Origin of the sequence: Streptomyces griseoloalbus (assembly GCA_014650015.1) — a bacterium.
GTDB classification, from domain to species: domain Bacteria; phylum Actinomycetota; class Actinomycetes; order Streptomycetales; family Streptomycetaceae; genus Streptomyces; species Streptomyces griseoloalbus.
The window spans coordinates 67,086-91,183 of the sequence record BMUD01000002.1 but is presented as its reverse complement, the minus strand read 5'-3'; the positions used below and the strand labels follow the sequence as shown (position 1 = coordinate 91,183).

Below are 24,098 nucleotides of genomic sequence, written 5' to 3'. Positions count from 1 at the left end.
CCCCTGCCCACCTCCTCGACGCCAAGGACTTCGATCATGACGCTTTCCGCACCGTCGGCGGCTGCCGAGCTGTACTCCAACGGCCTGCCCATCCCCTTCTCCCCAGAGCTCTTCGGCCCTCTCAGGCCCAGCGCCGACCGGCTCGACGATCCGGCCGCCCTGCGGCAACGGCTGCGCTCCGACGGGTATCTGTACCTGCCGGACGTTCTCGACCGCTCCGAGGTGCTGCGCCTGCGCGGCGAGTACTTCACCCTGTTTCCTCCGGGGTACCTGGAGCCCGGTGCCCGGCCCGAGGACGGCGTCTTCTCCGGCACCGTTCCCGAAGGGCTGCCGGAGCACGGCGTCGCCGGACACCCGGCGCATGCCTTCGTGCGGTCGGCGCCCTTCGAGCGGTTCCTGGCGGACAGACGGCTGCGGACGATCGCCGAGGGCCTGCTGGGCGGCTCGTGCGAGATGCTGCCCCGGCGGATCCTGCGGCACTTCCACAGCGGGTCGGCCCGTGCCTCGCGCGCCCATGTGGACATGGACTACCTGGACGCGGCCCCGCCCAGGGTGCTCACCATGTGGATCCCGGTCGGTGACTGCCCGGTCGCCACCGGGCCGCTGATCTACCTGGAGGGCTCGCACACGCTGGCCCCCGAGGACTACGCACCGCTGCGCGACATCACGGACCGCCCGCACGACCGGCGGCCCATCTCCCACGACCTCGCGGCGACGGCCCGCCGTCTCGGCCGTCGCTGGCTGTGCGCCGACTTCGCGGCCGGCGACCTGTTGGTGCACATGCCGCAGATCATTCACGCGTCACTGGACACGACGACCGCCGCCATGCGCCTGTCGGTGGACGTGCGGTTCATCCGCTCCGGCGACAGACCCGACACGCGCTGGCAGCGTCCCTGGTCGGCAGACGACGGAGCCTGACCCCCCGACCGCAGCCGAACGGAGCAAGCCCATGACCCCCATTCCCGCACAGTCCGCGATCGACGAGCTGGCCGAACGGCTGACGGCCCACGCCGTGCTGGCCCACGACCCCGCCGTACCGGACATCGCCGCCGACTACTGGGCGAAGAGCGAGGACCACTATCGCGCGGTCGACGCCGCCCTCGCCGCCCTGGTCGCCGATTCACCCGCCGCGGTGACGTACGCCGCGGTGCTCCGACACCCCACGCGGGTGGCCGCGCAGTTGGAGCTGCGCGCGTCCCTGACCACCCTTCTCGGACAACGCGGGGACCGTGTACCCGAGGTGGCGCGCACGGTGGGCGCCGCCGATGAGCAGATCTGGATCGACTACCACCTCGGGGCCGACTACACCACCGAGTCCTGCGCACCCCCCGCGCTCATCGGCGGGCCGGCCCCGCGCCGCGTCCAGCCGCGCGCCGACGACGCCCTGGTGCACGTCGTGATCCCCTTCCGCGACCGGGAGTCCGGGCTTCGGACCCGCAACCTGCTGGCCTGCCTGCGGGCACTCGCGGACCAGAGCGGCGGGCCCGCGCACCGGGTGACGGTGGTGGAGACGGACGTGGAGCCCCGCTCGCGCGAGGCGGTGGCGGGCCTCGTCGACGACTACGTCTTCGCGCGCAAGGACGGACTGTTCAACAAGGCGTGGGCGGTCAACGTCGGCATGGTGTCGGCGCCGCGGGACATCCGCTACAGCTGCGTCCTGGACGCCGACATCCTCGTGGACCGGCACTTCGTCGCCCGGAACACGGCGCGGCTGCGCGACGGCGGACACGGTACCCACCTTCCGTTCCGCTGGTCGCTGTCCCTCGACGAGCCCTCCACACTGCGCGCCCTCGCCACCCGCGTCGTTGCGGGCGCGGCCGAGGTGCCGGGGTCCGTTCTCCGGGGTCTGCTGCTGCGAGAACCACCGGGCGGCTGTGTGTGGCTGCGCACCGGCCTGTTCCACACGATCGGCGGGTTCGACGAGCGCTTCGAGGGGTGGGGCGGAGAGGACGACGACGTGGTGGCGCGACTGTCCGCCGCGGCTCCCCTGGTGCGCTTCGACGATGCCCTGCTGCACCTGAACCATCCCCGTCCCGAGATGACCCGCGAGGACGGGGAGCCGTTCAACGCCCATCTGGAGCCCATGAACCGGACGGGGGCACACCCCTATGGCGACCGGGAGAAGTTCAGCCTTGACCGGGCCTGACAGGGGCGCCGCCCAGGGCCGCGGACCGGTCCGCGGCCCTGATGACGTCGTCGACCAGGGCGCCCTCGGCGGCTGGGCACACCGGTGGACGTCCCTCCCGCACCGCGGCGGCGAAGTCCGACAGCAAGGGCACGTGCGGGTTGCCGTGCGGCGGGTGCGCCTCGCGCCGCACACCGTCGGGACGCGACACGGTCAGCGTGCCGCGGTCCAGCGGGTCGAGGACGAGGGCGCGGCCACGGCCGTACATGGCCAGGCGGTCGACGGGGGGCGCGTCACCCCACTCGAACAGGCAGTGCCCCCGGGTTCCGGGCCAGTCGAGTTCCACCTCGGCACACCGTTCGGCGCCCGCCGGGAATCGGCGGCCCAGCCGCGCCCTGACCTGTGTGGGGCGCCCCAGCAGCGTCAGCAGCAGGTCCAGACGGTGGCTGCCCGCGTCGGCGAGCACACCGCCTCCGGAGACGGCGGGGTCGGTGCGCCACAGCATCGGATGCCCGGGGCCTGGTGCGAACGCGCACCGGAACCGCACGTCCACCCGCTCGGGCGTCCATGTCGTCAGCTCCGCGCGCAGCCGCTGGACGGCGGGCGCAAGCCGACGGTAGTACGCGACACCCGCGCGGTGTCCCTCGTCGGTGACGGGGGAGGAGGCGGCAGGCAGAGCGCCGGCCAGCGGCTTCTCGACCAGTACCGCCAGGCCTGCCTTCAGCACGTGCTCGGCCAGCGGTACATGCCGGACGACAGGAGTGGCCACGTACACCGCGTCGACGCCGGTGAGCAGCTCCGAGAGGTCGGTGCCCGACACGGGGATCCGCCATCGCCCGGCACACGCCCGCGCGCGCTGCCGGTCGCGCCCCCACAGGAAGAGGGGCTCATGACCCAGCAGGCGCATCGCCGGCAGCACGCGGCGCTCCACGACGTCGCCGTAGCCGGCGATGCCCCACCTCATCGGCATGTCCTCACGGAAGGATCGCGACCTTGAGCGTATGGCGCGGTGGGCCGTCGTACGGTGCCCGCTCGGCGTCCGGATACAGCACGCGGCTCGCCGACAGGTGCTCCATCGCCTTCGGCAGCTCGTCGAGGGCGTACGTGTGAGTGAGCAGATCGGGGAGACACAGCTCCCGTGTCCGCACGAGCCGTTCCGCGACGGCGAGGGCCTCGGCCCGCGCAGTGTCGAGCGGTTCGGCGGAACTGTGCACCCGCAGACCCTTGCGCTCCCAGGTCACCAGGTCGACGGTGACGTGAGTGTCCACGTGATGGGTGCCGAGCATCACGACGAGACCGTTCTGCCGCACAAGACTCACGCAGGCGTTCAGCGTGGTGGGTGTACCCACGGCGTCCACCGCCACGTCGAAGTCGGATCCCGCACCCAGGAGTTGCTCCGTTGTTCCGTCGACGTGCCGGGTCGTGTCGGCGCCGAGCCGCATCGAGCGCTCCAGCCGCCACGCGTCGAGGTCGACCGCGGTGAGGTGCGCGGCACCGCGCAGTGCCGCCATGCGCAGCGCCATCAGCCCGACGGGTCCCTGGCCGATGACGACGACCCGGTCCCCGAGCCGGACGCCCCGGGTGGCATGTACAGCGAGCGGAAGGAGCTGCAGAATCGCGCCCTGTTCGAAGGGCACTTCGTCGGGGAGACTTCCCACGGCCACCTCGCGGGCCAGGGCGAAATCGGCGTATCCGGAGGTCGACGGCGTGCGTACGAAGACGCGTTGGCCGGGCGCGACCCGTGTGACGCCAGGGCCCACCGCCTCGACCACGCCGGCCACCTCGTGCCCGAAGCAGCCCTGCGCACAGTGGTCGCGCAGTCCGTAGTAGTGGTAGTAGGCGAGGTCGCTGCGATTGCAGACGGTGCAGGCGCGGACCCGGATGAGCACTTCCAGAGGACCGGGTACCGGCACAGGAACGTCACACACCAGGCGAATGTCGCGCCTGCCGACCAACTCGTATCGTCGCACCGTTTTCCTTCTGCTCGGTTTGGCTTTCCGGGGTCATCGCGGCTCGGACGGCCGTCGCGTGTTGTCCGAACTGGCTGTGTCGAAGGGGAGTGGGGAATCGAATGCTGTCGCAGAATACCCTTGACGGCCTCTTTGGTACAGACCAATATCCCTTGTGCGTCCGACCCCACATGGTCGGACCAGCCTGGACGGCTGAGCGTCAGTCGCTGGACGGCGGCCGTTTCGGTCGGCTCAGGGTGGCGAGTGGGCGGTTGAACCACCGGAGAAATGCGAACTGCCGACGGACGGTGATGACTCCCCGGAGGTTTATGCAGCATTACCGGTTGCGATCGGGGAATTCACCTTCGACCGGACGTGCCGGAGGCCCGTGCACACTCGAACTGCCCTTGCCGTGCCGGATATCACGCTGTTACGTTGACGTTGGTCCAGACCAAAGCTCATGTGCGGTGATCTGCGGTCAGCCACCTCGTACCCGCGCGATTCCGGCCCTCCACGGCACCGATCGGCGACCTGGCGAAGTACCGGGCAAAGGACTGACGGCCCGCCGGCCGAAGCACCGTGGGGGGACCGTTGCGAACTCCTCCGGGCCGCCGGTCCGGAGCTGAACCGACATCGGCGCTCCGCTCGGCCCCGGCGACCACCGGGCCGTCGAGCCCGCACCGCCGCCCGAACCGACCGAGCGACGCGCCAACGACACGGAGGAAGCGGAGAGTTGGTCACCATCGAGGAAGCCACGGACCCTGTCGGTCCCAGTACGCTGCGACGGCTCGCGGCGGCCTGGCCCAGGCGGGCCACGGTCCGCACCGACATGGACGAGGTCACCGGACCTCAGGAGTACGACCCCGAACTGCTCGACTACCCGGTCGCCCTGATGCCCTTCGGTGAGCACCCCGACTTCCGCGACGCCCCGGAGGGCAAGCGGCGCACGGTGAACACCCTGGGCTGGCTCGCCTACAACGAACGCGTCGTGGCCGCCGAGGAGTTCGTCGTCAACCCCACCTTCGAGAAGCTCGGGCACGCCGTCTACCCCGGTGTGGACCGCTTCGAGGTCAAGGAGATCGTACGGCAGTCCCACATCGACGAGGTGTGGCACACCTACATGCACATGCTGGGCATGCAGCGCACCCGGGACGCCAGGGGGATCACCGCCGAACCCGACTGCGGCCACCCGGTGACCAACCGCCTGTTGTACGAGGCGCAGGAGGCAGCCGGCGAGCGCTGGGAGGCGGACCTGCTCTACCTGCTGTGGACCACGGTCGGAGAGGTCAGCGTCAACGCCTTCCTCGACCTGATGGCCCGTGACACGACCGTGCAGCCGCTGCACGCGACGATCGCCCGGCTGCACGCCCGCGACGAGTCGGCCCACGGCCCGGTCATGATCGAGGTGATGAAGGACGTCTTCGTCAACCTGAGCCGGCGGCAGCAGGACTTCTTCGTGGCGTCCCTGCCCGCCGGCATCAAGGCGTTCTGCGCCGAGGACTTCGACTGGTGGCTGAAGGTCCTTCGGTTCGCCGGGATCCCGAAGGCCCGGGACATCATCGAGGACTCCCGTGGCGGACAGCACGCGGAGCTGCTCGTCACCGACTTCACGGGCATCCTGCGCATGCTGCGGGAACTCGGTGTCGAGAACCGGGTGGACTTCGACTTCGAGGGGTCCGCGGCGAGCGGCGCCACGGGGAGGACCGCATGATCCTCACCGGTCCCGAGATCACCGAGGCCGCGAGCGACGGTCGCATCGTCATCACCCCCTTCGACCCGGTCCAGGTGAACCCCAACAGCTACAACGTCTGCCTGGGGGACAAGCTGCTGACGTACACCGAGGACGTCATCGACCCCTACCACCCCAACGCCACCCGCGAGATCACCATCGGCGAGGACGGCTACGTCCTCCGGCCCGACCAGCTCTACCTCGGGCACACCGTGGAGCAGGTCGGCTCCGACCTCTACGTACCGCTGCTCTTCGGACGCTCCTCGGTCGGGCGCCTCGGACTGTTCGTGGAGATCACGGCGCCCATCGGCGACATCGGCTTCCACGGCCAGTGGACGCTGATGCTGTCCCCGGTCCGGCCGCTGCGGGTGTATCCCGGGATGAAGATCGGGCAGGTCATGTTCTTCGTGTCGCTCGGTGAGGTCGACCTCTACCAGGGCAAGTACCAGGCGTCCAAAGGCCCGCAGGAATCCCGCTACTACAAGGACGTGGCGGTGCCCACCACATGATCCTCACCGGTCGAGCCATCGCCGCCGCCGTCGAGCGCGGCGACATCGTGATCGAGCCCTTCGACGCCGACCGGATCTCACCGAACGCCTACGACTGGCGCCTGGGGGACCGCATCCGGGTGTGCGAGGGCGACGAACTGGACGCCGCGGCGGCGACCCGCGTCACCGAGCACGTCATTCCTGTCGAGGGCATGGTGCTGCGGCCCGGACAGCTGTACCTCGGTGTCACGCACGAGCGCACCCACTCCGAGCACTACGCCCAGATGATCAACGGCGACCGCAGCCTCGGCGCGCTGGGGATCTGGGTCCATGTGTCCGCTCCGCTCGGGCACGTCGGCCACGCCATCCACTGGACCCTGGAGATCCGCGTGGCTCGCCCCGTCCGGGTCTACCCGCTCATGCCCTTCGGGAAGATCGTCTTCCTGGTCGCCGCGGGAAAGGTGTCCAGCTACCAGAACATGGGCCGCAAATACACGCGGACCAGCGGGATCGACATATCGCGGCTGTACGAGGAACTGCGGTGAGCGCGGTGCGCGTGCTGACGGGGCTCGACCTTCCGTGGGGCAGCCCGGGCGGCAGCGTCGAGCTGCTCAAGGACCTGTACCTCGACTCTTCGGGTCCGCTGGCGGCCGACGCGTTCATGCTCGTCCCCGACGGCCCGCCGCCACTCACCGCGGGCGGCACCCGGCTCCCCGCCCTCCTGGACGTACCGGGCAAGCAGCTGAGCGGCGAGGGCTTCTGGGACTACGTCGACCGGCTCACGGACGCGGTCACCGCGCGCTTTCCCCACCACGAGCAGGACGTCGTCCATCTCCAGCACCTGGCGTTCGGGGCCACACCGGCGCTGCTGCGGGGCTATCCGAAGCTGCCCGCCGTCGGACTGGTGCACGGCACGGATCTGCTCTTCGCCGGGGAGTACCCGACCCAGGGCGAGGTGCTGCGTGAAGCGGTGGCGGCCGCCCGCTCCCTGGTCGTACCGACCATCGGGATGGCCGACCAACTGCGGCACCTGGCACCGGTCGAGAGCGACCGCATCGTCCACATCCCCTGGGGCGTCCCCGACACGCTGCTGGCCCAGCCGCCCGCGCGCGCACGCCGGGACGACGCGGAGCTGCGCGTGCTGTACGCCGGCCGCCTCACCGCGGAGAAGGGAGCCGCCGAACTGGTCGCCGCCCTCTCCGGCGTACCGGGGCTTCGGCTCTCGATGGCGTCGCCGGTGGCCGAGTTCCGCGGTCTGTCCGCCGTGCGGGACCTGTCGGAGGTGCGCCATCTCGGCTGGCTGACGCGCGAGGAACTGTGGGCGGCCTTCGCCGAGCACGATCTGCTGGTGATGCCCTCCGCGAAGCTCGAGGCCTTCGGCCTGGTGGCCGTGGAGGCCCAGGCATGCGGGCTTCCGGTGGCCTACCAGCCGGTGCCCGGGCTGAGGGACGCGCTGGGCGACTCGGCCCTGCCCCTCGACCTCCTCGCCGATCCGCGGCGGGCCCTGGCCGAGCTGACCGGACTGCGTGACGACCGGGACGCGCTGGACGAACTCCGTCGCTCCGGATTCCGCAACGCGGCACGTTTCCCGCTCTCCAGGACCGCACGAGAACTGGCCGCCCTCTCCTCCCGGTTGCGGTGAGACCGGATCCTGCCCTCTACCTCCGAAGGAACACGACATGTACACCGCCGCGCTGTTCGACCTCGACGGCACCCTGATCGACACGGAGCCCCGCAGCCGTGAGGCGTGGTCGCGGCTCTTCCGCCACCACGGGGTCCCCTACGACGAGGCCACCATCATGGGCTTCGCCGGACGGCCCCCGAGAGAGGCGCTGATCGATCACGCCGGCCGGTTTCCCGGGCACACCGTGGAGGAACTCCTCGCCGAGGCCCAGGGTTACACGACCCTGCCGGACATGCCCCCCGTCAGGCCGGTGCCCGGCGCCCTGGAACTGCTGAACCGGCTGCGCGAATCCGGCGTGCCGCTCGGACTGGTCACCTCCGGCACCCGGGACTACGCCCGGCACGAACTCGGCGCGGTCGGCGCGCTGGACCTCTTCGACACTCTGGTCACGTCCGACGACGTGACCCGGGGGAAACCGGATCCGCAGGGGTGTCTCGCGTGCTGTGCGGTCCTGGGGGTGGAGCCCTCCACCGTCGTGGTGTTCGAGGACGCCCCCGCCGGGGTGACGGCGGCCAAGCGCGCCGGCGCCGACTGCGTGGCGATCACCTCCACCCAGTCGACGGCGGCGCTGGCCGCGGCCGACCTCATCGTCCCCGACCTCACCGACATGACCTGGCCACCCCCGACCCCCTCCGTGATCGCGGCGACGCGGTCGGAGGTGTGAACCATGAGCGAAGCCGTCCGGGAAGTGGTCGTCACCTCCGCCGAGGAGGCCGTCGCGGCGGTGGAGGGCGGCGCCGACCGGCTGGAGCCGGCCTCCGACATGGAAGCCGACGGCATGTCGCCCTCGCCCTCGGAATTCGTCCGCACCAGGGAGGCGGTCCCCGTTCCGGTACGCGTGATGGTGCGCGACGAGGGCGGCTCCCAGGTCGCCGACCTGGACGAGCTGTGCGCCACCGCCGCCGTGCTGCGCCGGGCGGGCGCTGGTGCGTTCGTCCTCGGCTTCCTCACACCGGACGGCGCTCTGGACCTGCCCGCGGTGCGCGCCGTGCTCGACTCGATCCCGGGCTGCGGCTGGTCCTTCCACCGGGCCCTGGACCAGGCGAGAGACCGGGCGGCGGTCCGGCGTGCCCTCGATGGGCTGCCCGGGCCGGACACCGTCCTGTCCGCCGGCGGCGTCACCGGTGTCGCGGCCGGCCTGCGCACCCTGCCGGCCGAGGCCGACCGCCGGGGCGAGCCCGGCTACACCATGAACGTCATGGCCGGCGGAGGGCTCGCGGTGGAACACGTCCCTCTCCAGCGCGCCCGGGGCGTGCGGGCCTTCCACGTCGGCACGTCCGTCCGGCGGCGGGGCTGGGACAGTCCGGTGGGCCCGGCCGCCGTACACCGAGGGCTGCACCACGTCGACACCGGCTCGAAGAGGGCCGGCTGACATGCGGACCGGGACTCCGGCAGCGCCCGAGTGCGTGTTCTGCGACATCGTGTCCGGCCGGCTCCACTCGGAGATCCTCTTCGAGGACGAGCGGACTGTCGCCTTCCTCGACAACACCGCGGTCATGGAGGGCCACACCCTCGTCATCCCCAGGCGCCACGCGGCGGACATATGGGCCGTCTCCGAGGAGGACGCCGCCGCGGTCATGCGTACGGTCCACCGCATGGCCCGCGTCCTGAGGGACGTCCTGGAGCCGGACGGTATGACTCTCTTCCAGGCGAACCGGTCGGCCGGCTGGCAGGACGTCTTCCATCTGCACGTCCATCTGGTCCCACGGCGGGACTCCGATCACCTCCACCGCCCCTGGCACGTGGACCGCGCCGACCCCGCGTCACTGGCGAGGACCCGCCGGCGCATCCTCCGGCCCGCCGCCAAAGCGGTGTCCGTCCCGCCGGAGACGAGCGCACCCGACCTCGGCCAGGGCCTGTCCGGCGGCTCGCGCCGGACGGGCCCCCGGCCCCCGGGAGGGCTCAGCGCTCGAGCGTGACGGGGAAGTCGCGATGAACCGCACCCTTCGGCGATCAGTCGCACCGGCAGGAGGGGAATCCGCGCCGCGAAGCGGACCGCGACGTCGGTCACCTCGCGGTCCGGGTGACCCGATCCGCCGGTGCCGAGGACGGCGAACAGCACATCTAGCCCTTCGAGTCCGGCTTCCAGTCCTGGGCGAGGAGCCCGAGCAGCACCTCGTCCAGGAACTCGCCCATCACCCAGGCCGAGGAGCGCAGCACGCCCTCGCGGACGAAGCCGTTGCGCTCGGCGGAGCGCAGCATCGCGGCGTTGTCCGACAGCGTCTCGATCTGCAGCCGATGCAGGCCGCGCACGACGAAACCGTAGTGGCACAGCACCGCGACCACGTCGGTGCCGTAGCCCTTGCCGCGGGAGGACGGCAGCAGCCCCAGCCCGATGTGCGCGGACCGGTTGTGGGTGTCGATGCCCCACAGGTTCGCGCTGCCGACCAGGGTGCCACCGTCCAGCTCCACCACGGAGAACGGGACGCGCCCCTGCTCGTTGTCGTCCGCCACGAGCCGCGGGTCCTTCGAGTCGGGCGTGACCGGCCGCCACGGACGGCTTTCGGCCCGCGAGGCGTTGACCACGTCGTCGTAGAGCTCCGCCCGCAGGACCGGGATGTCGTCCTCGTGCCGGGCCCTCAGCCCGACCGTGTTGCCCTTCAACATGCAGGCTTCTTATCCGACCGGGCCGGCCTGCGGCAACCGAATAGCAGGCCGGCCCGGTCGGTGGGGCGGAGGTGGCGGGCGAGGGTGGCGGCGATGCCGACGAAGGCCAGGAAGTGCCCTGCTCTGCGCTCGTCCTGCGCAGGCGTCGGCAGCCATCGAGTGGGGACGGAGCGCCAGGACAGAGCCAGGACCTGGGCCCGATGGACTCAGTGGAGGCAGAGGCAGAACGGGTGGCCGGCCGGGTCCGCGTAGATCCGCCAGTTGACCCCCGGGCGGAGCTGGTCCGTCCGCTCCAGCACGGTCGCACCGAGGGCGAGCGCCCGCTTCTCCTCTCCGTCGAGGTCGTCCACGTCGAAGTCCAGGTGGATCTGCTGCGGTCGCTCCTGGCCGGGCCATTCGGGCGGTCGGTAGCCGTCCACCCGCTGGCAGGCCAGCGGCGTCCCCTCGAACCCGTGCACCTCGACCCAGCCGGGATCCTCCGGGTTCGCGACCACCCGGCCACCGAGCAGATCGGCGTAGAACTCGGCGAGCCGTACCGGATCAGCGCAGTCCAGCGCGACCGCCTGCAGCTTTCGAATCACTTGTGACACCCCTCGCTCTTCGGCCGCCTACGCGACGCTCCGTACGGCAGGGGTCGTACCCGCCACCGCGGCCGGCATGCGCGGTCTCACGCCGGACCGCCACCGGGCTTCACCCGGAGGAAGGGAGGCGGCAGCCACCCGCCCCCAGGGAATCGGACAGGCCCTGGCCGGCCGAGCCCGCCGCCGACGGCGGTACCTCGACGACGAAGAAAAGGAAGGTCGTTCTGGTCGAAAGGTCGTGGAAGCCGTCGGGGAACAGTTCACGGGCGGCCGGGTCGGGCTGCGGCTCGCCGATGACGGAAAGGCGGAAGCCGGCGGTGGTGAAGGCATCGGTCATCGCGTGCAACGGCTTGCGCCACAACCTCATCGGGACGGACTGCCCGCCGAACGTCCATTCGAAGGCATAGCTGGTGGTCGCGAAGTAGTCGGGCCGGGGATCCTGGAACGTGTAGGCCACGAACGGGTGGTCCACCGACGCGATCAGCCGGCCGCCGGGCCTGAGCACGCGCCGCAACTCGGCCAGTGTCGGCCCCCAGTCCTCCAGGTAGTGCAGGACCAGCGACGCGACCACGTCGTCGAACGCACCGTCGTCGAACGGCAGAGGGCCGCTCAGGTCGACCACGTGCAGGGCCACGTCGTCACCGAGCCGCCGCCTGGCCAGCGCCAGCATCCCGGCGCTGGCGTCGATGCCGGTGACGACGGCACCGCGGTCGCGCAGTGCGGCGGACAGGGGGCCCGAGCCGCAGCCGGCGTCCAGGATCCGACGGCCGGTCACGTCCCCGGCGAGGGCCAGCATCGCGGGCCGCTCGTAGTACGCGTTCACGAGGTTGTTCTCGTTCTCCGCCGCATACGCCTCGGCGAACCTGTCGTAGTCATTCACCCGGTCCTGATCCGCGGACCGGGCGGAACTCCCGGGCACGTCGGCGGCGCGTTCCATCGTCGCAGCCTAGTGGTCACATGATCCGCCGGACAGGCCCTGGTCCGTTCTCGCCCTCCTCGGGGAGTGCGGCTCAGAGGTGCATGCGGATCACCGCGTACGTCTCTCCGTCCCTCGGCGGCCGTGTCCAGGAGCGGGTGGCGAACGTGTGCAGCCGCCCATTGACGATGGCGTGACGTGGCAGACGGGCACCGAACTCCCGGCCCACCGCATCCAGCAGCGACCTTTCCACCGCGGCGCCGTCCGCCAGGTCGCCGAAGAACCGGCTGGGGTCCAGCGCCCGCGGTATCTCTCCGCTTCTGTGGACCTCTCCGTCCGCGTACGTGAACGAGTACTGCTCGGCACCGTCTCGCGCCACCGACAGGTGGAAGAACGGTTGTCCGTGCCATGTCCTCAGGCCGCTCCACACCACCACCGCGCGGGTGCCCGCGCCGGCGGCCGCGGCCGGGGAGACGAATCGCCGCCGGTCGAACGGGGCGGGTTCGCCGTCGAAGGCGAAGCTCCAACCGGCGCCGGCCCGGCCGACCGCCATGAGAGCCCTGTCGTCGTAGGACGAGAACTCCGTCCGACGGTGCGACGACCTGTGGCGCGCCTCCCAGAAGGTCATGGGTTCGTTCAGCACGGAGCCCTCACCGTCCGCGAGACGTGCGGGCAACTCCTCCGGCTCCACCCCCTCCACCAGGACGAACCGGTACGACGTGCGGTTGTTGCCCGGGTCCGGCTCCGCGAGCCAGACCAGGTCGCCCGGGTCGATTCCGGCCGTCGGCCTCGGTCCCTCACCCGCCTGCCCGCCCCTTGGCGTGGACAGCAGTTCGCGGCCCCGCTCCGGGGTGAGCAATGGCCCGAGCAGGGGGTCGGCCACCCACCCCAGCGGCGCCAGGTGGTCCGGTCCCAGCGGCTCCCACACGGACAGAGCGTCGATCAGCGTCCGCCACGCCCCGTCGGTGTCTCCCCACCGCGCCAGCCCCCGCGCCCGCTCGACCGCCTCCCCGAACGGCCCGGCCGCCGAGTACCGGTAGGTGCCACCGCGCACCCGCTCCAGCGTCGCATAAGCCAGTGACACCACGTCCTCGTCGGCGCCCCGCAGATGGAATCCCAGCGTGGAGTCGTCCCGGTACGAGTGCGCCGCGTGCTCGGCCACCAGGGGTGGCAGCAGCTCGGGAGCGTATCGCGGGTCCGTTACCAGGCCGTCGTAGTACACCATGGAGGTCTGGCCGAGGAGGCGGCGTATCTGGTCGCCCAGCCCGGCGGCCCGCGGCCTGCCGTACCCCTTGGCCTCGTCCAGCCCCTTCACGGCCCGCTCCCAGCCGCCGCGCAGCGCCTCCGTCCGGGCCTCCTCCACCAGGGCGTCCAGCTCTCGCGTCGTGTCGTTGGCGAACACCGGCTCCCCGTCGCCCCGGTGCGCCCGCAGGCTGTGGAACTGCCGGTACATGTCCCGCATGAACGCGAGGAAGTCGGCGTGCCGCTCGGGCGGCGCGGCCCGCCAGCTCGACCACGTGTACACGGCCCACTCGCCGTCCTCATCCACGTCCTCGGGATCCATGAGGACGTGGGTGACGTCGGACTCGACGTCGAGCTGCAGCCCGCGCCGCCAGAGATCCGCCTCCTGCCGTTCCTCGGGCCCGGCGTCCTCGTCCAGGTACCCCTCGAACATGTCCGCCAGCCCCGACTCGTCGCGGTGCCAGTGTGCGTCCTCGGTCCCCGCCAGCAGCCACACGAACCCACCGGCGTGCCGCCACCCGTCGCTGACCTCGAGGAACGCTCGGTACGACGGGGGCAGGCGTCGGCCGAGGCGCTCCTCCAGGGCGGCGATCCGCTCCTCGGACGCGGGCGGGAAGCCCAGCCAACGCGCCCGCCGCGCGGCCTCGTCGTCCTCGCTCCGCGTCTCGCCCTCCGGCAGGGAATCCGCCCACTCCCCGCTCCACCTGAGCAGGAAGGACCGCCAGTCGAATGCCATGGTGTCCGTCATGCGCCCGATGCTGCCACCCACCACTGACAGTGCGGCGCTGCTCGCCGCGTCCAGCCGTGTTTGCCGTTCGCCCCGTGGCGTGCTCGGGCAGCGCCGTGCCCGGCCCGGCGTGCGGCGGAACGAGCCGTGCGGGCGGGCCGGGCCGGGCCGACAGGGAAACAGAGATCGTGACGTGAGCACGGAGGGCCAGTTGAGCGTGCCGGGTCTACGGCAACGAACGCATTGACTGCGCATCCGCGAGCCGATTGCATGAAGGTGAGCCCGAGCCGCAGGGCCGGGGGAGACGTGGCGACCGGGGGGACGAATGCGTCGTGGGTGGTCAGCGGCTGCCGTCGGTACGGTGGCAGTGGTGTGCGCAGTCGTGCAGGCCACGCCCGCAGGGGCGTTGGAACTGAAGCCGGGCACACAGTACGTGAACGTCACGTCCGGCGATGTGATGGGCAACGAACAGAGCCAGTACGCAGCGATCAGTGCCAACGGCCGCCATGTGGCCTTCTGGTCACGCGCCTCGAACCTGGCGCCGGGCGACACCGACGACGTCAGCGACGTCTACGTGAAGGACCTGCGGACCGGGCGGGTGCACTGGGCCAGCGACCTGACCGACGGGATGGACCGGGGAGCGCCGAACCGCGCTCCGTCCATCAGCGCCGATGGCACGCGGGTGGCCTTCCCGACGCTGGATGGCACCCGGGCGTATGTGTACCACCTGCGCAGTGGCCGTACCGAACTGGTCAGTGACGGCACCCATGCCAGGTTCAGCAGCACGAACGCGCCGACCATCAGCGGAAACGGACGGTACGTGACCTTCACGGCCCGGCCGACGGCGGACACGGCGGCACCCTCCCGCATCCGGCTGCGCGACCTCGGGCGGGACACCGGCGAGTGGGTCGACGATCCCGTGGCGGGCGATGAGCAGTGGGTCGGGACGCCGTCCCTGAGCCACGACGGCCGGCACATCGCCTACCTGTCGTCGGACCGCGGGACGGGCGACGCCGAGGGCGGCACGACGCACGTCTACGCGCTCGACCGCCGCACGGACAGGCGGGTACGCATCGACCCCGAGTGCGTGGACGACCCGGCCGAGCACCACGTCACCGACCCGGTGATGAGTGCGGACGGCCGTCATGTCGTCTTCCGCATCAAGTGCCGTACCTTGCGGCCCAGGGGAACCAGCGACACCGGTGACGTCTTCCTCAAGGACCTGAGGAGCGGAGCGCTGCGTCACATCCTGGGCCCCAGGCCGCAGTTCTCCACGCACACCGGCCGTCTGAGCGCGGACGGCCGGCACATCGTCTTCGTGGCGGCCGAGGAGCGGGAGCCTCGCGGTCCGCTCCAGGTGATCTACCTGATGGACCTGCGCACCGGCCGCACGGACATGGTCACCGCCCGGCCCGACGGCACCGTCAACCAGAGGCCGGCGTCCGACCCGACCCTCGACGCGCACGGCCGCGTGGTGGCGTACGACGCGGTGCCGCGTGACCTGTTGGGGGAGTCGTCCACCGCCAGTGACCGGCAGGTCTTCGTCACCTGTCCGCGCCGGCAGGCGAAGGCCGGGTGATCAACGGCGGGGGCACCCTCACAGGGCGCGCAGGCCCCGGTCGGCGAAGGCGATCAGCCACTCGAAGCTGTCGTCGATGTCGGCGCTCCACTGGAAGCCGTTGGCCGCCTGCAAGGTGGCGAAGCCGTGGCAGAGGCTGCGGAGCGTGCGCAGGGCGTGGTCCACGTCGGACTCCGCGATGTCGTAGCCGCGCAGGACCGCGGTGAACGCGTCGAGCAGCCGCTGACCGGCGGTGGCCAGGGGGTCGTCCGGACCCGACGGTTCCACGCCGATTGTCGCGGCGTACCGGCCCGGGTGCTTCAGGACGAAGGCACGGAAGGCGCGGGCCGCTGCCGCCAGGGCGTCGCGGCCCGCGTACCCCTGGACCGCGTGGCCGACGGCGTCGGCGGCCTCGTCCATCGCCAGGACCGCGATGCGCCGGTTGAGGTCTTCCTGGCCGCCCACGTGCTTGTAGAGGGACGGGGTGCGCACGCCCACCCGCTCCGCCAGCAGACCCATCGTCAGGTTGGCGAGGCCCACCTCGTCGGCGAGGGCGGCACCGGCCGCGACCACGCCCGCCGGGTCCAGGCCGGCCCTAGGCACGGGCGGCGTCCGATCGGAGGAAGGCGAGCATGAGGGAAACCACCTGGTCGGGGAACTGGTCGTGCGGGTAGTGACCGGCACCCTCGATCATCTCGAGGCGCCCGAGGCCGGACGGCAGGGCGTCCACGACCGCCGAACCCTCGGCGTGCGGGTCGGCCCAGTCGGGGTCGAGGGTGCCCATCACGACCAGGACCGGGCAACGGACGTTGCCCAGCTGTGCGCCGGCGTCGGTCGGGGCGCTGCGGCCCATGCCCCGCATCGCCTTCATCCGGCCCGGCTCGCGCAGCAGGGCCTCGATGCGGCCGAGCCGCTCGGCCCAGTCGGCCGGCCTGGCGCCGGGGTAGGCCACATCGAGGTAGGAGCGCCAGAGCGGCACACTGCCGAACGCGCCCGTGCCGAGCAGCCGCAGCATGCCCTGCCGGAAGCGCTTCACCCGCAGGTCGCCGAGGCGGATCGACTGCTTGCGGGTGAAGGGCGCCAGCTCGACGACAGCGGTGATCAGTGAGGGCTCCTGTGCCGCGGCGATGGTGGCGGCGCCGCCGGAGACCGAGTGGCCGACGAGCACGGCCGGGCCGCCCAGGTGGCGGATCACGGCGAGCAGGTCGCCGGCGATGGCGGTGCGGTTCCAGGAAGGCCAGCCGACGCCGGACTCGCCGCAGCCGCGCAGATCGACGGCGGCGACCCGATGGCCCGCCGCCACCAGCTGAGGGATCACGGCACGGTACGCGGCGCGGCTGTCGCCCATGCCGTGCGCGAGAACGATCAGCGGTCCGGACCCCGCCACCTCGTAAGCGATCGTGCCGCCGTCGACGGCGAGGTACTCGGTCATGACGGCTCCCAGGGTTGGCTAACGTTGTTAGCCATAAGCTAATCTCATTAGCTTATGCTTGTCAACGGGAGACCTCCGGCGATCCCTCGCCCGCACCGTGCACCGGGCATGCCCGTGGTCATGCGTCACCGCCGCTCTCATTGCCGGTCCGTTGCTGAAGTTCCCACAGGGAGCGGAACAGGCCCGGCTCACGCGTGAGCTGGTCGTACGTGCCTTCCTGCACGATCCGCCCTCGGTCCAGGACGACGATCCTGTCCGCCACGGCGACGTTGGCGAGCCGGTGGGTGATCAGCAGGATCGCCCGGTCCTTCGCCAGGTCCCGCAAGCCGGTGAAGATGTGGTGCTCCGCCCGCGCGTCGAGCGCCGCGGTGGGCTCGTCCATCACCAGCAGCGTCGCCTTCCGGTGGAACGCCCTGGTGAGGACGACACGCTGCCACTGCCCTCCGGACAGTTGCTGGCCACCGAACCACTCCGAGGTCAGCAGGGTGTCCAGCCCCGACCGCAGGCCGGGCAGCATCTCCACCGCCCCGGACGCCTTGCAGGCCGCCAGTACGGCGGCGTCGCCGGTGTCGCCCTGCCCGAAGGTGATGTTGTCCCGCAGGGTCAGCGGCAGATGGGTGTACTTCTGCGGGATCAGGGCCACGTGCTTCCACGCCTCCCAGGGGTCCAGCTGCGACGTGGTCATGTGATCCCATGCCACCTCGCCGGACGTGGGCAGCAGCAGGCCGCAGATCAGCCGGGAGAGGGTGGACTTGCCCGACCCGTTCTCCCCGACCAGCGCCACGATCTCGCCGCGCCGTACCTGGAGCGACACCCCGCTGAGACTGTTCCTGGGGGCACCGTCGTACCGGTAGTCGATGTCGCGCACCTCGAACCGCTCCGGCGCCCTCGGCAGGGTCTTGGTACCCCGGGAATCCGCCATGGCCTGCCCGTGGGCGTTGTCGAGGAAGTTCTGCCAGTCCTGCACGTACCAGCCGGTGCGGACCAGCCGGGCCCCGCTGTTGATGATGCCGCGCACGGACGTGGTCGCCGTCTGCAGGGCGAAGACCGCGCCGCCCCCGGCGGCGAGGTCCATGCGGCCGGAGGCCAGGAGCCAGAGCAGCGCGGCCCACACGGCGGCCGACGCCACGCCGCCGGCGACCGCACCGGCCACGCCCATCCAGGCCCCGGTGTCCGCGGCCTCGCGCTCGGCCGCGTTGACCGAGGCGGCGAGCCGCCGGTACCGGCCGATGAGGAACGGTCCGGCCAGACAGGCCCGCATCTCCTCGCCGGACTCCGTGTAGGCCATGTGCCACCGGAGTTTGAACAGCATCCGGCGCCGCCCGGAGGTCTCCAGCCCCGCCAGGTACAGCACGCGGGCGGCCCGGACGTACGCGGCGGCCTGCGGCAGGCACGCCAGGAGCAGCAGAGGGAGAAGTACCGGGTGGAGCACGGCGAGGACGGTCGCTCCGGCGGTGAGCGTCGCCGTCGCGGCGAGGACGTCCTGGGCCTCGGCCACGAGGTCGGGAGTCACCTGGGCGCCGCGGTCGGCGATGTCGTAGAAGTCGTTGTAGCCGGGCTTGTTGTTCGCCGCCGGCTCAGCGCCGAGCGCGGCCTCGATCATCGTCACCTCGGCCGCCCGGGCCAGCACCGGCCGCAGACGGCCGGTCAGCCACGTCACCACGATGCCCAGCAGGGCGCGCAGGCCGGTCGCCGCGGCGATGACCACCAGCCGCGGAGCAGCCTCCCTCAGCCGCTCGGTGATGTCACCGGACGAGATCAGCGCGTTGATCGTGCCCGTGACGGCGAGCAGCCCCAGGGCGGCGAGCACGCCGGTGCCGACCTGGCACGCCAGCAGGCCGGCCGTGGCGGCGCGGTCGGTCTGCCAGGCCATTCTCAAGGACCGGACCACCAGCGCCGGCAGGCGCCTCGCCATCGTGCCGGTCGTCATCTGCGCACCGGCCTTGAGACGTGACTCGTCGCGGTACTGGAACTCCTCGTCGTGTACGCCGGCTGCGGTGTCCTGGGCGTTCCCGTCCGGTGTGCCGGAGGTCGCCTGTTCTTCTGCGTTGGCCGAGGTCAACGTGATCCCCCTTCGGTCGCGCGGTGGTTCCCGGGGCTCAACGACCCTGCCGCCCTTTCGAACACATGTGTTTCGGTCGGCCTCGGAACCCCGGAAACACGGGCTCCGCGCAGCGTGTGAGATGCACCCACCCTTGGCACGCAAAGGCCGGCTCCGGCGGGGAAGTGGCCGAAACGCCGGAGGCGGTCGCCGGCGCCGCGGTGCGCGGCCGGGGCTTGGGCGTTCTGGGTCCGGAGGCCGACCGCGCGGAGCCGGTCGCACTCCGACATCCGGCGACATCCGGCGCACGCGCCGCGCCACATATGGGCAATTGCGCGTGCGGCGGTCGATTCGCGTCAGAGCCGACGTGACTGTCCCTCACGATGGACCGGCGGGACGGCGCCGGGCTGTGACCCTGGTGGCGAGGGAGACGGGCGAGCCGTGGAGGGCTGGGCGGCATGGTGACCATGGAGGAACGCAGGGCGCGGGTCCGCGAGGTGCGCCGTCGGCTCGTGCGGGAGGGGCCCGCCCGCACGCGGGACCGAGAGGCGGACTTCGAGAAGGTCACGGTGCCGGAACGCGCGTGCGACCAGTTGCGCGACCTGCTGATCCGTGAGGGCGCGCAGACGGTTGTCGAGGTCGGTCTCGCGTACGCCAGTTCCGCGCTCGCGATCGGTGAGGCGCTGATCACGGTGAATGCGCCGCACCCCCGGCACGTGATCATCGATCCCTTCCAGGAACGTGCCTGGTCCAACGTCGGCTGGGACCTGCTGTGCTCGGCCGGGCTGGACTCGATCGCCTCGCTCGTGCTCGCGCCGTCATCGATCGGCCTCCCGCGGCTCCTCGCCGAGGGACTCGCCGCAGACGCGGCGTTCGTCGACGGCAGTCACCGGTTCCACGAAGTCTTCGTCGATCTCTACTTCCTGCGGAAGATCGTCCGGCCCGGCGGGCTGATCGTGGTCGACGACGCCTGGACCCCGTCCGTGCGAACCGCCGTGCACTACTACGAGCGGAACCTGGGGTGGAGGGCGATTCCCGACGCCTTTCCCGGCGAAACCGTGACGGCGGCCGGTGCCGCTCCTCAGGCCGGACCAGGGAGTCGCTGCAGGGCCTTTCGCCTGCCTGATCCCTCCTTCGAGCCGCCCTTCGAGGAGTTCCGCGCGTTCTGAAGACGGCTTCCGGAGCCCGAAGCGGCCCCCGGGCGCCGCAGTGGCCGGCCGAAGCACTCGACGGCCCACTGATCCGCTCGCCCCCGAGGAGTGACCGAGGGCGCCGGCCGTGACCGCCCGGGCACCGGCTCGGTACCCTCGCGGGGTGACGCAGCAGCCCCTGTCCGATGAGCGACGGCCCGCGAACGACGGGCCGAAAGCCGCCGCCCGCAACCGTGCCGCTCTCATCGGTGCCGCCCGGGAGATCTACGCGGAGCACGGCCTGAACGCCCCGCTGTCCGCGATCGCGCGCCGGGCCGGCGTCGGTCAGGGAGTGCTGTACCGGCATTTTCCCGACCGGGCCGCCGTGGCCATCGCCGTACTGGAGGAGAACGTCCGGCAGATCGAGCAGGCGGCGGCAGCGGACGGCGCGGACATCACCCAGGTCCTCGGTATCCTCACCTGGCACCAGACGGAGTCGGCCGCTTTCGTGAGTGTCCTGCACGCCGATGGGGCGGGCGGTCACGCCGACGTCCCCGCCTACGCCCAGGCCCTGTCCCGGCGGGTGGAGGTGGCCCTGCGCCGGCATCTGCCGGACGGTCATCGGCTCGCCGCGCAGGCCGACGACCTCATGATCGCCGTCGGCATGGTGTCCGGTGCCGTCACCGGCCCCACCCGGGAGCAGCGGGAACGCCGGGCGCTGGCGGCATGGCGGCTGCTCGGTGTCGAGGTGGGGCCGGTGCGCCCCTTCGGCGAGTGAGGAGCGCGGTCAGCCGCCGTTGGACTGCCGGATGCCCTCGGCCAACGCGTCGAAGGTGTACAGATAGCCCCCGGCGGGTCCGCTGACGGTCATGTAGGCCTTGGTCCCGCCGGGCGTGATGGCCACGTTGGTCGCCGATTCGAGCCCCTCGGCGGCCCGGGCGGGAACCTCGACGGTGGCCAGGCGCTCACCGTGCCGGTCGTACACCGCCATCGCGGGCCGGCCGTGCAGGGCCTGGTAGAGGTTGCCGTCCGCGTCCACGGCGATCGAGTCCGTCTGCGCGATCCCGCCGTCGACGCGGATGGCGGTGTGCCGGGAAGCGACCCCGCCCTTGCCGTCGAGGAGGAGGTAGGACACGCGGTTCTGTGTGAGCTCGCTGAACCACAGCCCGCGGTAGTCCGCGTCGAACGAGATGCCGTTCGGCGCCGCCAGCTCGTCCGCCAGGACGGTGGCGTTCCTCCCGTCGCGGTCGATCCGCACCACGCGCCCCTTCGCCTCGCCCTCGGTCAGGCCGCGGGAGTCGCTGACGTACAGATGGCCTTCCTCGTCGAAGGCGATGTCGTCGGGATTCATCCGCGCTCCGTCGACCTCGCCGGAGAAGAAGGTGCGCGGGTCACTGCCGTCCGGGGCCAGACTCACGATGTCGCCGTGGGAGAAGTCGGTCAGGTAGAGGCGCCCGTCGTAGGGGCTGAACTGGGCCGAGGTGTAGGCGCCGCGGTCGTCGGTGTGGACCTGGCGCGACGTCTTCTTCCCGACGTCGACGCGCAGCACCTTCGGCTCGCCGGCGGGCGCGGTGACGTCGACGACGATCAGGCCGCCGTCCTCGTCGAAGACCGGACCCTCCAGCAGGGTCATCCCGGTCTCTTCGTGCACCGTCGTCAGTCGCAGGACCTTCTGCGCGCGGATGTCCTTTCCCGCGCCCGTGGCCGCCGCCCGGCCCGCGGCGGGGCCGCCTGCTTCCGTACCGCACCCGGTGAGGGCCAGCAGGCCGATGGCGGCGAGCCCGGCGAGGGATCGGATCGGGAGTCGTTGCATGGGGGTCACTCTTCCTGTCCGAGGTCGCGGAGTTCTTCCTGCTCCGCTCCAACCGGACAACACTGTCCGGTAGTTGCTACGGTAGTGCATGCCCGCCCAATTCCGGTGGCCTGTCGGCCCGTTCGTGGACAGGGCGGTTTTCGTGGCAGCGAACCGGAAGAATTGAGGTCCCCCCACATGACGACTCCCCAAGCGTTGTCCTCCGAGGCACTCGCCGAGCTGAGGCGGCGTTACCGCGTCGAACGGGAGCGACGGGTACGGCCCGACGGTGCCCGGCAGTACCTCGGCGCCGACGCCGAATTCGGCTACTACGCCGAGGATCCGTACGCGGGGGAAGCCGTCGCGCGTGAGCCGCTGCGGGACAGGGTGGACGTCGCGGTCGTCGGCGGTGGTTTCGGCGGCATCCTCGCGGGGGCGCGGTTGCGCGGGCGGGGTGTCGGGCGCGTCCGCGTCATCGAGAAGGGCGGTGACTTCGGCGGTACCTGGTACTGGAACCGGTACCCCGGCATCCACTGCGACATCGAGTCGCACGTGTACCTGCCGATGCTCGACGAGACCGGGTACGTGCCGGAGTGGAAGTACGCTCCCGGCGAGGAGATCCGCCGGCACGCGGTACGGATCGCGGAGAAGTTCGACCTCTACGCGGACGCCCTGTTCTCGACGGCGGTCACGTCACTGACCTGGGACGAGCGGTCCCGGGCGTGGATCGTCACGACCGACCGGGGCGACGAGTTCCGGGCCACGTACGTCATCACGGCCACCGGCACCCTGTCCGAGCTGAAACTCCCCGGCATCCCCGGCATCGAGGACTTCAAGGGGCACACCTTCCACACCTCACGCTGGGACTACGCCTACACGGGCGGCACCCCGGACGGCGGCCTGACGGGCCTCGCGGGGAAGCGGGTGGGTGTGGTCGGCACCGGTGCCACCGGCGTTCAGGTCATCCCGAAGCTGGCCGAGGACGCCGGACACCTCTACGTCTTCCAGCGCACCCCCTCCACCGTGGATGTGCGCGCCAACCGCCGCACCACCGCCCAGGACGTCGGTGCCGACCGCGAAGGCTGGGCACGCGCGCGCCGCGACAACTTCCTGCGCATCGTCTCGGGTGAGTCCGCCGAGGAGGATCTCGTGGCGGACGGGTGGACCTCGTCGGCCGGCCTCCTGGAGAAGCTCTTGCCGAGCTTCCGCCGCCAAGGCGACCGGACGGCCTTCGAAGCGGCCTACGAGGTCGCGGACGCCGCCAAGATGAACGACATCCGCGCCCGCGTCGAGCGGATCGTCGCCGACGCGGACACGGCGGAGAGACTGAAGCCCTGGTACCGGTACGCCTGCAAGCGCCCCACCTTCTCCGACGCGTACTACCAGGCGTTCAACCGGGACAACGTCACCCTGGTCGACACCGCCGACACCCACGGCATCGAGCGGATGACCGAACACGGGGTGGTGGTCGGCGGCACCGCGTACGCACTCGACTGCCTGATCTTCGCCACCGGCTTCTCCGTCGGCGTCTCCGGTGTCCACTCCGGCAGACTGCCCGTCCACGGCCGGGACGGCGTCCGACTCCAGCAGGCGTGGAGGCAGCGGGGGCCGCGCACCCTGCACGGCTTCACCAGCAACGGCTTCCCGAACCTGATCCAGCTGGGCGGGACGCAGAGCGCCAGCAGCGTCAACTACACGCACGTGCTGGACGAGCACGCCGTCCACGCCGCAGCCCTCGTCGCGGCCGCCGAGGCCAAGGGCGCCGTCATCGAACCGTCCCGCGAGGCGGAGGACGCCTGGATCGCGGTTCTGGCCGAGGGCGCCCCCGACCACGAGTGGTTCCACGCCGAGTGCACCCCCGGCTACTACAACGGTGAAGGGCGGGGCCGGCCCAACGGCCCGATCGCCTACCCCGACGGGGCGGTCGCCTTCCACGACCTGCTGAGGCGATGGCGCGAGGAGTCCATGGACGACATCCTCCGGGACGGGAATCCCGCTCGGAGCTGAGGGCCCGCCGTTCGGACATGCCGACCCGGGCGGGGCTCGGGTCGGCTGAGAGGCACCGTCTCTCTCAGCCGACCTGATCCGGACGACCGG

Annotated in this window: 23 protein-coding genes and 1 pseudogene; 13 read left to right on the top strand and 11 right to left on the bottom strand. The window is 71.5% G+C overall.

Translation table 11 applies throughout. The annotated features are described in order from the left end of the window. The first annotated feature begins 36 nt into the window (after positions 1 to 36). Together IE178_RS03330 and IE178_RS03325 are read left to right on the top strand one after the other, a co-directional pair. Positions 37 to 918 (top strand): phytanoyl-CoA dioxygenase family protein, encoded by an 882-nt coding sequence (locus IE178_RS03330; protein ID WP_193511226.1) that lies wholly within the window; start codon positions 37 to 39, stop codon positions 916 to 918. A gap of 31 nt (positions 919 to 949) precedes the next feature. Beyond that, entirely contained in the window at positions 950 to 2,146 is a 1,197-nt protein-coding gene (locus IE178_RS03325; RefSeq protein WP_193511225.1) for a galactosyltransferase-related protein, read from the top strand. Here the strand turns inward: IE178_RS03325 and IE178_RS03320 are convergent. Next, the gene (locus IE178_RS03320) at positions 2,127 to 3,089 is read right to left on the bottom strand and encodes a Gfo/Idh/MocA family protein (protein WP_318279817.1); all 963 of its coding nucleotides are present in this window, start codon (positions 3,087 to 3,089) and stop codon (positions 2,127 to 2,129) included. The genes IE178_RS03325 and IE178_RS03320 overlap by 20 nt on opposite strands. A 10-nt stretch (positions 3,090 to 3,099) precedes the next feature. Next, a complete protein-coding gene (locus IE178_RS03315) occupies positions 3,100 to 4,053 on the bottom strand; it encodes a zinc-dependent alcohol dehydrogenase (protein ID WP_229875401.1) in 954 nt (317 codons plus the stop codon). A 754-nt stretch (positions 4,054 to 4,807) separates the two neighbouring features. Between IE178_RS03315 and IE178_RS03310 the strand changes: the two genes are divergently transcribed. The 7 genes from IE178_RS03310 to IE178_RS03280 are packed head-to-tail and all read left to right on the top strand — an operon-like array spanning position 4,808 to position 9,894. Continuing rightward, positions 4,808 to 5,785 carry a diiron oxygenase gene (locus tag IE178_RS03310; protein WP_193511223.1) on the top strand — a complete coding sequence of 326 codons (978 nt, stop codon included), beginning with the start codon at positions 4,808 to 4,810 and terminating at the stop codon, positions 5,783 to 5,785. Further along, on the top strand, positions 5,782 to 6,312 hold the full coding sequence (gene dcd, locus IE178_RS03305; protein WP_193511222.1) for a dCTP deaminase: 531 nt from the start codon (positions 5,782 to 5,784) through the stop codon (positions 6,310 to 6,312). The genes IE178_RS03310 and dcd overlap by 4 nt, the downstream gene beginning before the upstream one ends. Then, the gene (locus IE178_RS03300; RefSeq protein ID WP_193511221.1) at positions 6,309 to 6,836 is read left to right on the top strand and encodes a dCTP deaminase; all 528 of its coding nucleotides are present in this window, start codon (positions 6,309 to 6,311) and stop codon (positions 6,834 to 6,836) included. Before dcd ends, IE178_RS03300 begins: the two co-directional genes overlap by 4 nt. Beyond that, positions 6,833 to 7,933 (top strand): glycosyltransferase family 4 protein, encoded by a 1,101-nt coding sequence (locus IE178_RS03295; protein ID WP_193511220.1) that lies wholly within the window; start codon positions 6,833 to 6,835, stop codon positions 7,931 to 7,933. Before IE178_RS03300 ends, IE178_RS03295 begins: the two co-directional genes overlap by 4 nt. Before the next feature lie 37 nt (positions 7,934 to 7,970). Continuing rightward, a complete protein-coding gene (locus tag IE178_RS03290; RefSeq protein ID WP_193511219.1) occupies positions 7,971 to 8,639 on the top strand; it encodes an HAD family hydrolase in 669 nt (222 codons plus the stop codon). A gap of 3 nt (positions 8,640 to 8,642) precedes the next feature. Then, complete coding sequence (locus IE178_RS03285; protein WP_193511218.1) at positions 8,643 to 9,347, top strand: copper homeostasis protein CutC; 705 nt, start codon at positions 8,643 to 8,645, stop codon at positions 9,345 to 9,347. Position 9,348: 1 nt separating this feature from the next. Further along, entirely contained in the window at positions 9,349 to 9,894 is a 546-nt protein-coding gene (locus IE178_RS03280; protein ID WP_193511217.1) for an HIT family protein, read from the top strand. An 8-nt stretch (positions 9,895 to 9,902) separates the two neighbouring features. Here IE178_RS03280 and IE178_RS36865 read toward each other — a convergent pair. The 5 genes and pseudogenes from IE178_RS36865 to IE178_RS03260 all read right to left on the bottom strand — a co-directional run. Further along, positions 9,903 to 10,022 (bottom strand): annotated as a pseudogene (locus tag IE178_RS36865) (DUF1062 domain-containing protein); the annotation flags it as partial. Positions 10,023 to 10,039: 17 nt separating this feature from the next. Continuing rightward, a complete protein-coding gene (locus IE178_RS03275; protein WP_184761992.1) occupies positions 10,040 to 10,582 on the bottom strand; it encodes a GNAT family N-acetyltransferase in 543 nt (180 codons plus the stop codon). 206 nt (positions 10,583 to 10,788) lie between these two features. Then, the gene (locus tag IE178_RS03270) at positions 10,789 to 11,163 is read right to left on the bottom strand and encodes a VOC family protein (protein ID WP_184761991.1); all 375 of its coding nucleotides are present in this window, start codon (positions 11,161 to 11,163) and stop codon (positions 10,789 to 10,791) included. A gap of 109 nt (positions 11,164 to 11,272) precedes the next feature. After that, positions 11,273 to 12,100: a class I SAM-dependent methyltransferase gene (locus IE178_RS03265; protein WP_318279816.1), complete on the bottom strand. Its 828-nt coding sequence runs from the start codon at positions 12,098 to 12,100 to the stop codon at positions 11,273 to 11,275. A 73-nt stretch (positions 12,101 to 12,173) separates the two neighbouring features. Then, positions 12,174 to 14,069 carry an SMI1/KNR4 family protein gene (locus tag IE178_RS03260; protein ID WP_184761989.1) on the bottom strand — a complete coding sequence of 632 codons (1,896 nt, stop codon included), beginning with the start codon at positions 14,067 to 14,069 and terminating at the stop codon, positions 12,174 to 12,176. 349 nt (positions 14,070 to 14,418) lie between these two features. Here IE178_RS03260 and IE178_RS03255 point away from each other — a divergent pair, with 349 nt between their 5' ends. Then, complete coding sequence (locus tag IE178_RS03255) at positions 14,419 to 15,627, top strand: TolB family protein (RefSeq protein WP_318279815.1); 1,209 nt, start codon at positions 14,419 to 14,421, stop codon at positions 15,625 to 15,627. Positions 15,628 to 15,645: 18 nt separating this feature from the next. On the opposite strand, the gene IE178_RS03250 is transcribed toward IE178_RS03255, so the two are convergent. The 3 genes from IE178_RS03250 to IE178_RS03240 all read right to left on the bottom strand — a co-directional run bounded on the left by IE178_RS03250 (position 15,646) and on the right by IE178_RS03240 (position 19,100). Beyond that, a complete protein-coding gene (locus tag IE178_RS03250; RefSeq protein ID WP_193511459.1) occupies positions 15,646 to 16,179 on the bottom strand; it encodes a TetR/AcrR family transcriptional regulator in 534 nt (177 codons plus the stop codon). Positions 16,180 to 16,201: 22 nt separating this feature from the next. After that, positions 16,202 to 17,038, bottom strand: a complete 837-nt coding sequence (locus IE178_RS03245; protein WP_193511216.1) for an alpha/beta fold hydrolase — start codon at positions 17,036 to 17,038, stop codon at positions 16,202 to 16,204. A gap of 118 nt (positions 17,039 to 17,156) precedes the next feature. Further along, positions 17,157 to 19,100, bottom strand: a complete 1,944-nt coding sequence (locus IE178_RS03240) for an ATP-binding cassette domain-containing protein (protein ID WP_193511215.1) — start codon at positions 19,098 to 19,100, stop codon at positions 17,157 to 17,159. A 437-nt stretch (positions 19,101 to 19,537) separates the two neighbouring features. Here IE178_RS03240 and IE178_RS03235 point away from each other — a divergent pair, with 437 nt between their 5' ends. Together IE178_RS03235 and IE178_RS03230 are read left to right on the top strand one after the other, a co-directional pair. Continuing rightward, positions 19,538 to 20,248 (top strand): class I SAM-dependent methyltransferase, encoded by a 711-nt coding sequence (locus IE178_RS03235; RefSeq protein ID WP_193511214.1) that lies wholly within the window; start codon positions 19,538 to 19,540, stop codon positions 20,246 to 20,248. 145 nt (positions 20,249 to 20,393) lie between these two features. Beyond that, positions 20,394 to 20,987, top strand: a complete 594-nt coding sequence (locus IE178_RS03230) for a TetR/AcrR family transcriptional regulator (RefSeq protein WP_184761970.1) — start codon at positions 20,394 to 20,396, stop codon at positions 20,985 to 20,987. 9 nt (positions 20,988 to 20,996) lie between these two features. On the opposite strand, the gene IE178_RS03225 is transcribed toward IE178_RS03230, so the two are convergent. Further along, entirely contained in the window at positions 20,997 to 22,022 is a 1,026-nt protein-coding gene (locus tag IE178_RS03225; protein ID WP_193511213.1) for an SMP-30/gluconolactonase/LRE family protein, read from the bottom strand. A gap of 177 nt (positions 22,023 to 22,199) precedes the next feature. On the opposite strand from IE178_RS03225, the gene IE178_RS03220 reads away from it, so the two are divergent. Next, positions 22,200 to 24,008, top strand: a complete 1,809-nt coding sequence (locus IE178_RS03220; RefSeq protein ID WP_193511212.1) for a flavin-containing monooxygenase — start codon at positions 22,200 to 22,202, stop codon at positions 24,006 to 24,008. Positions 24,009 to 24,098: the final 90 nt, after the last annotated feature.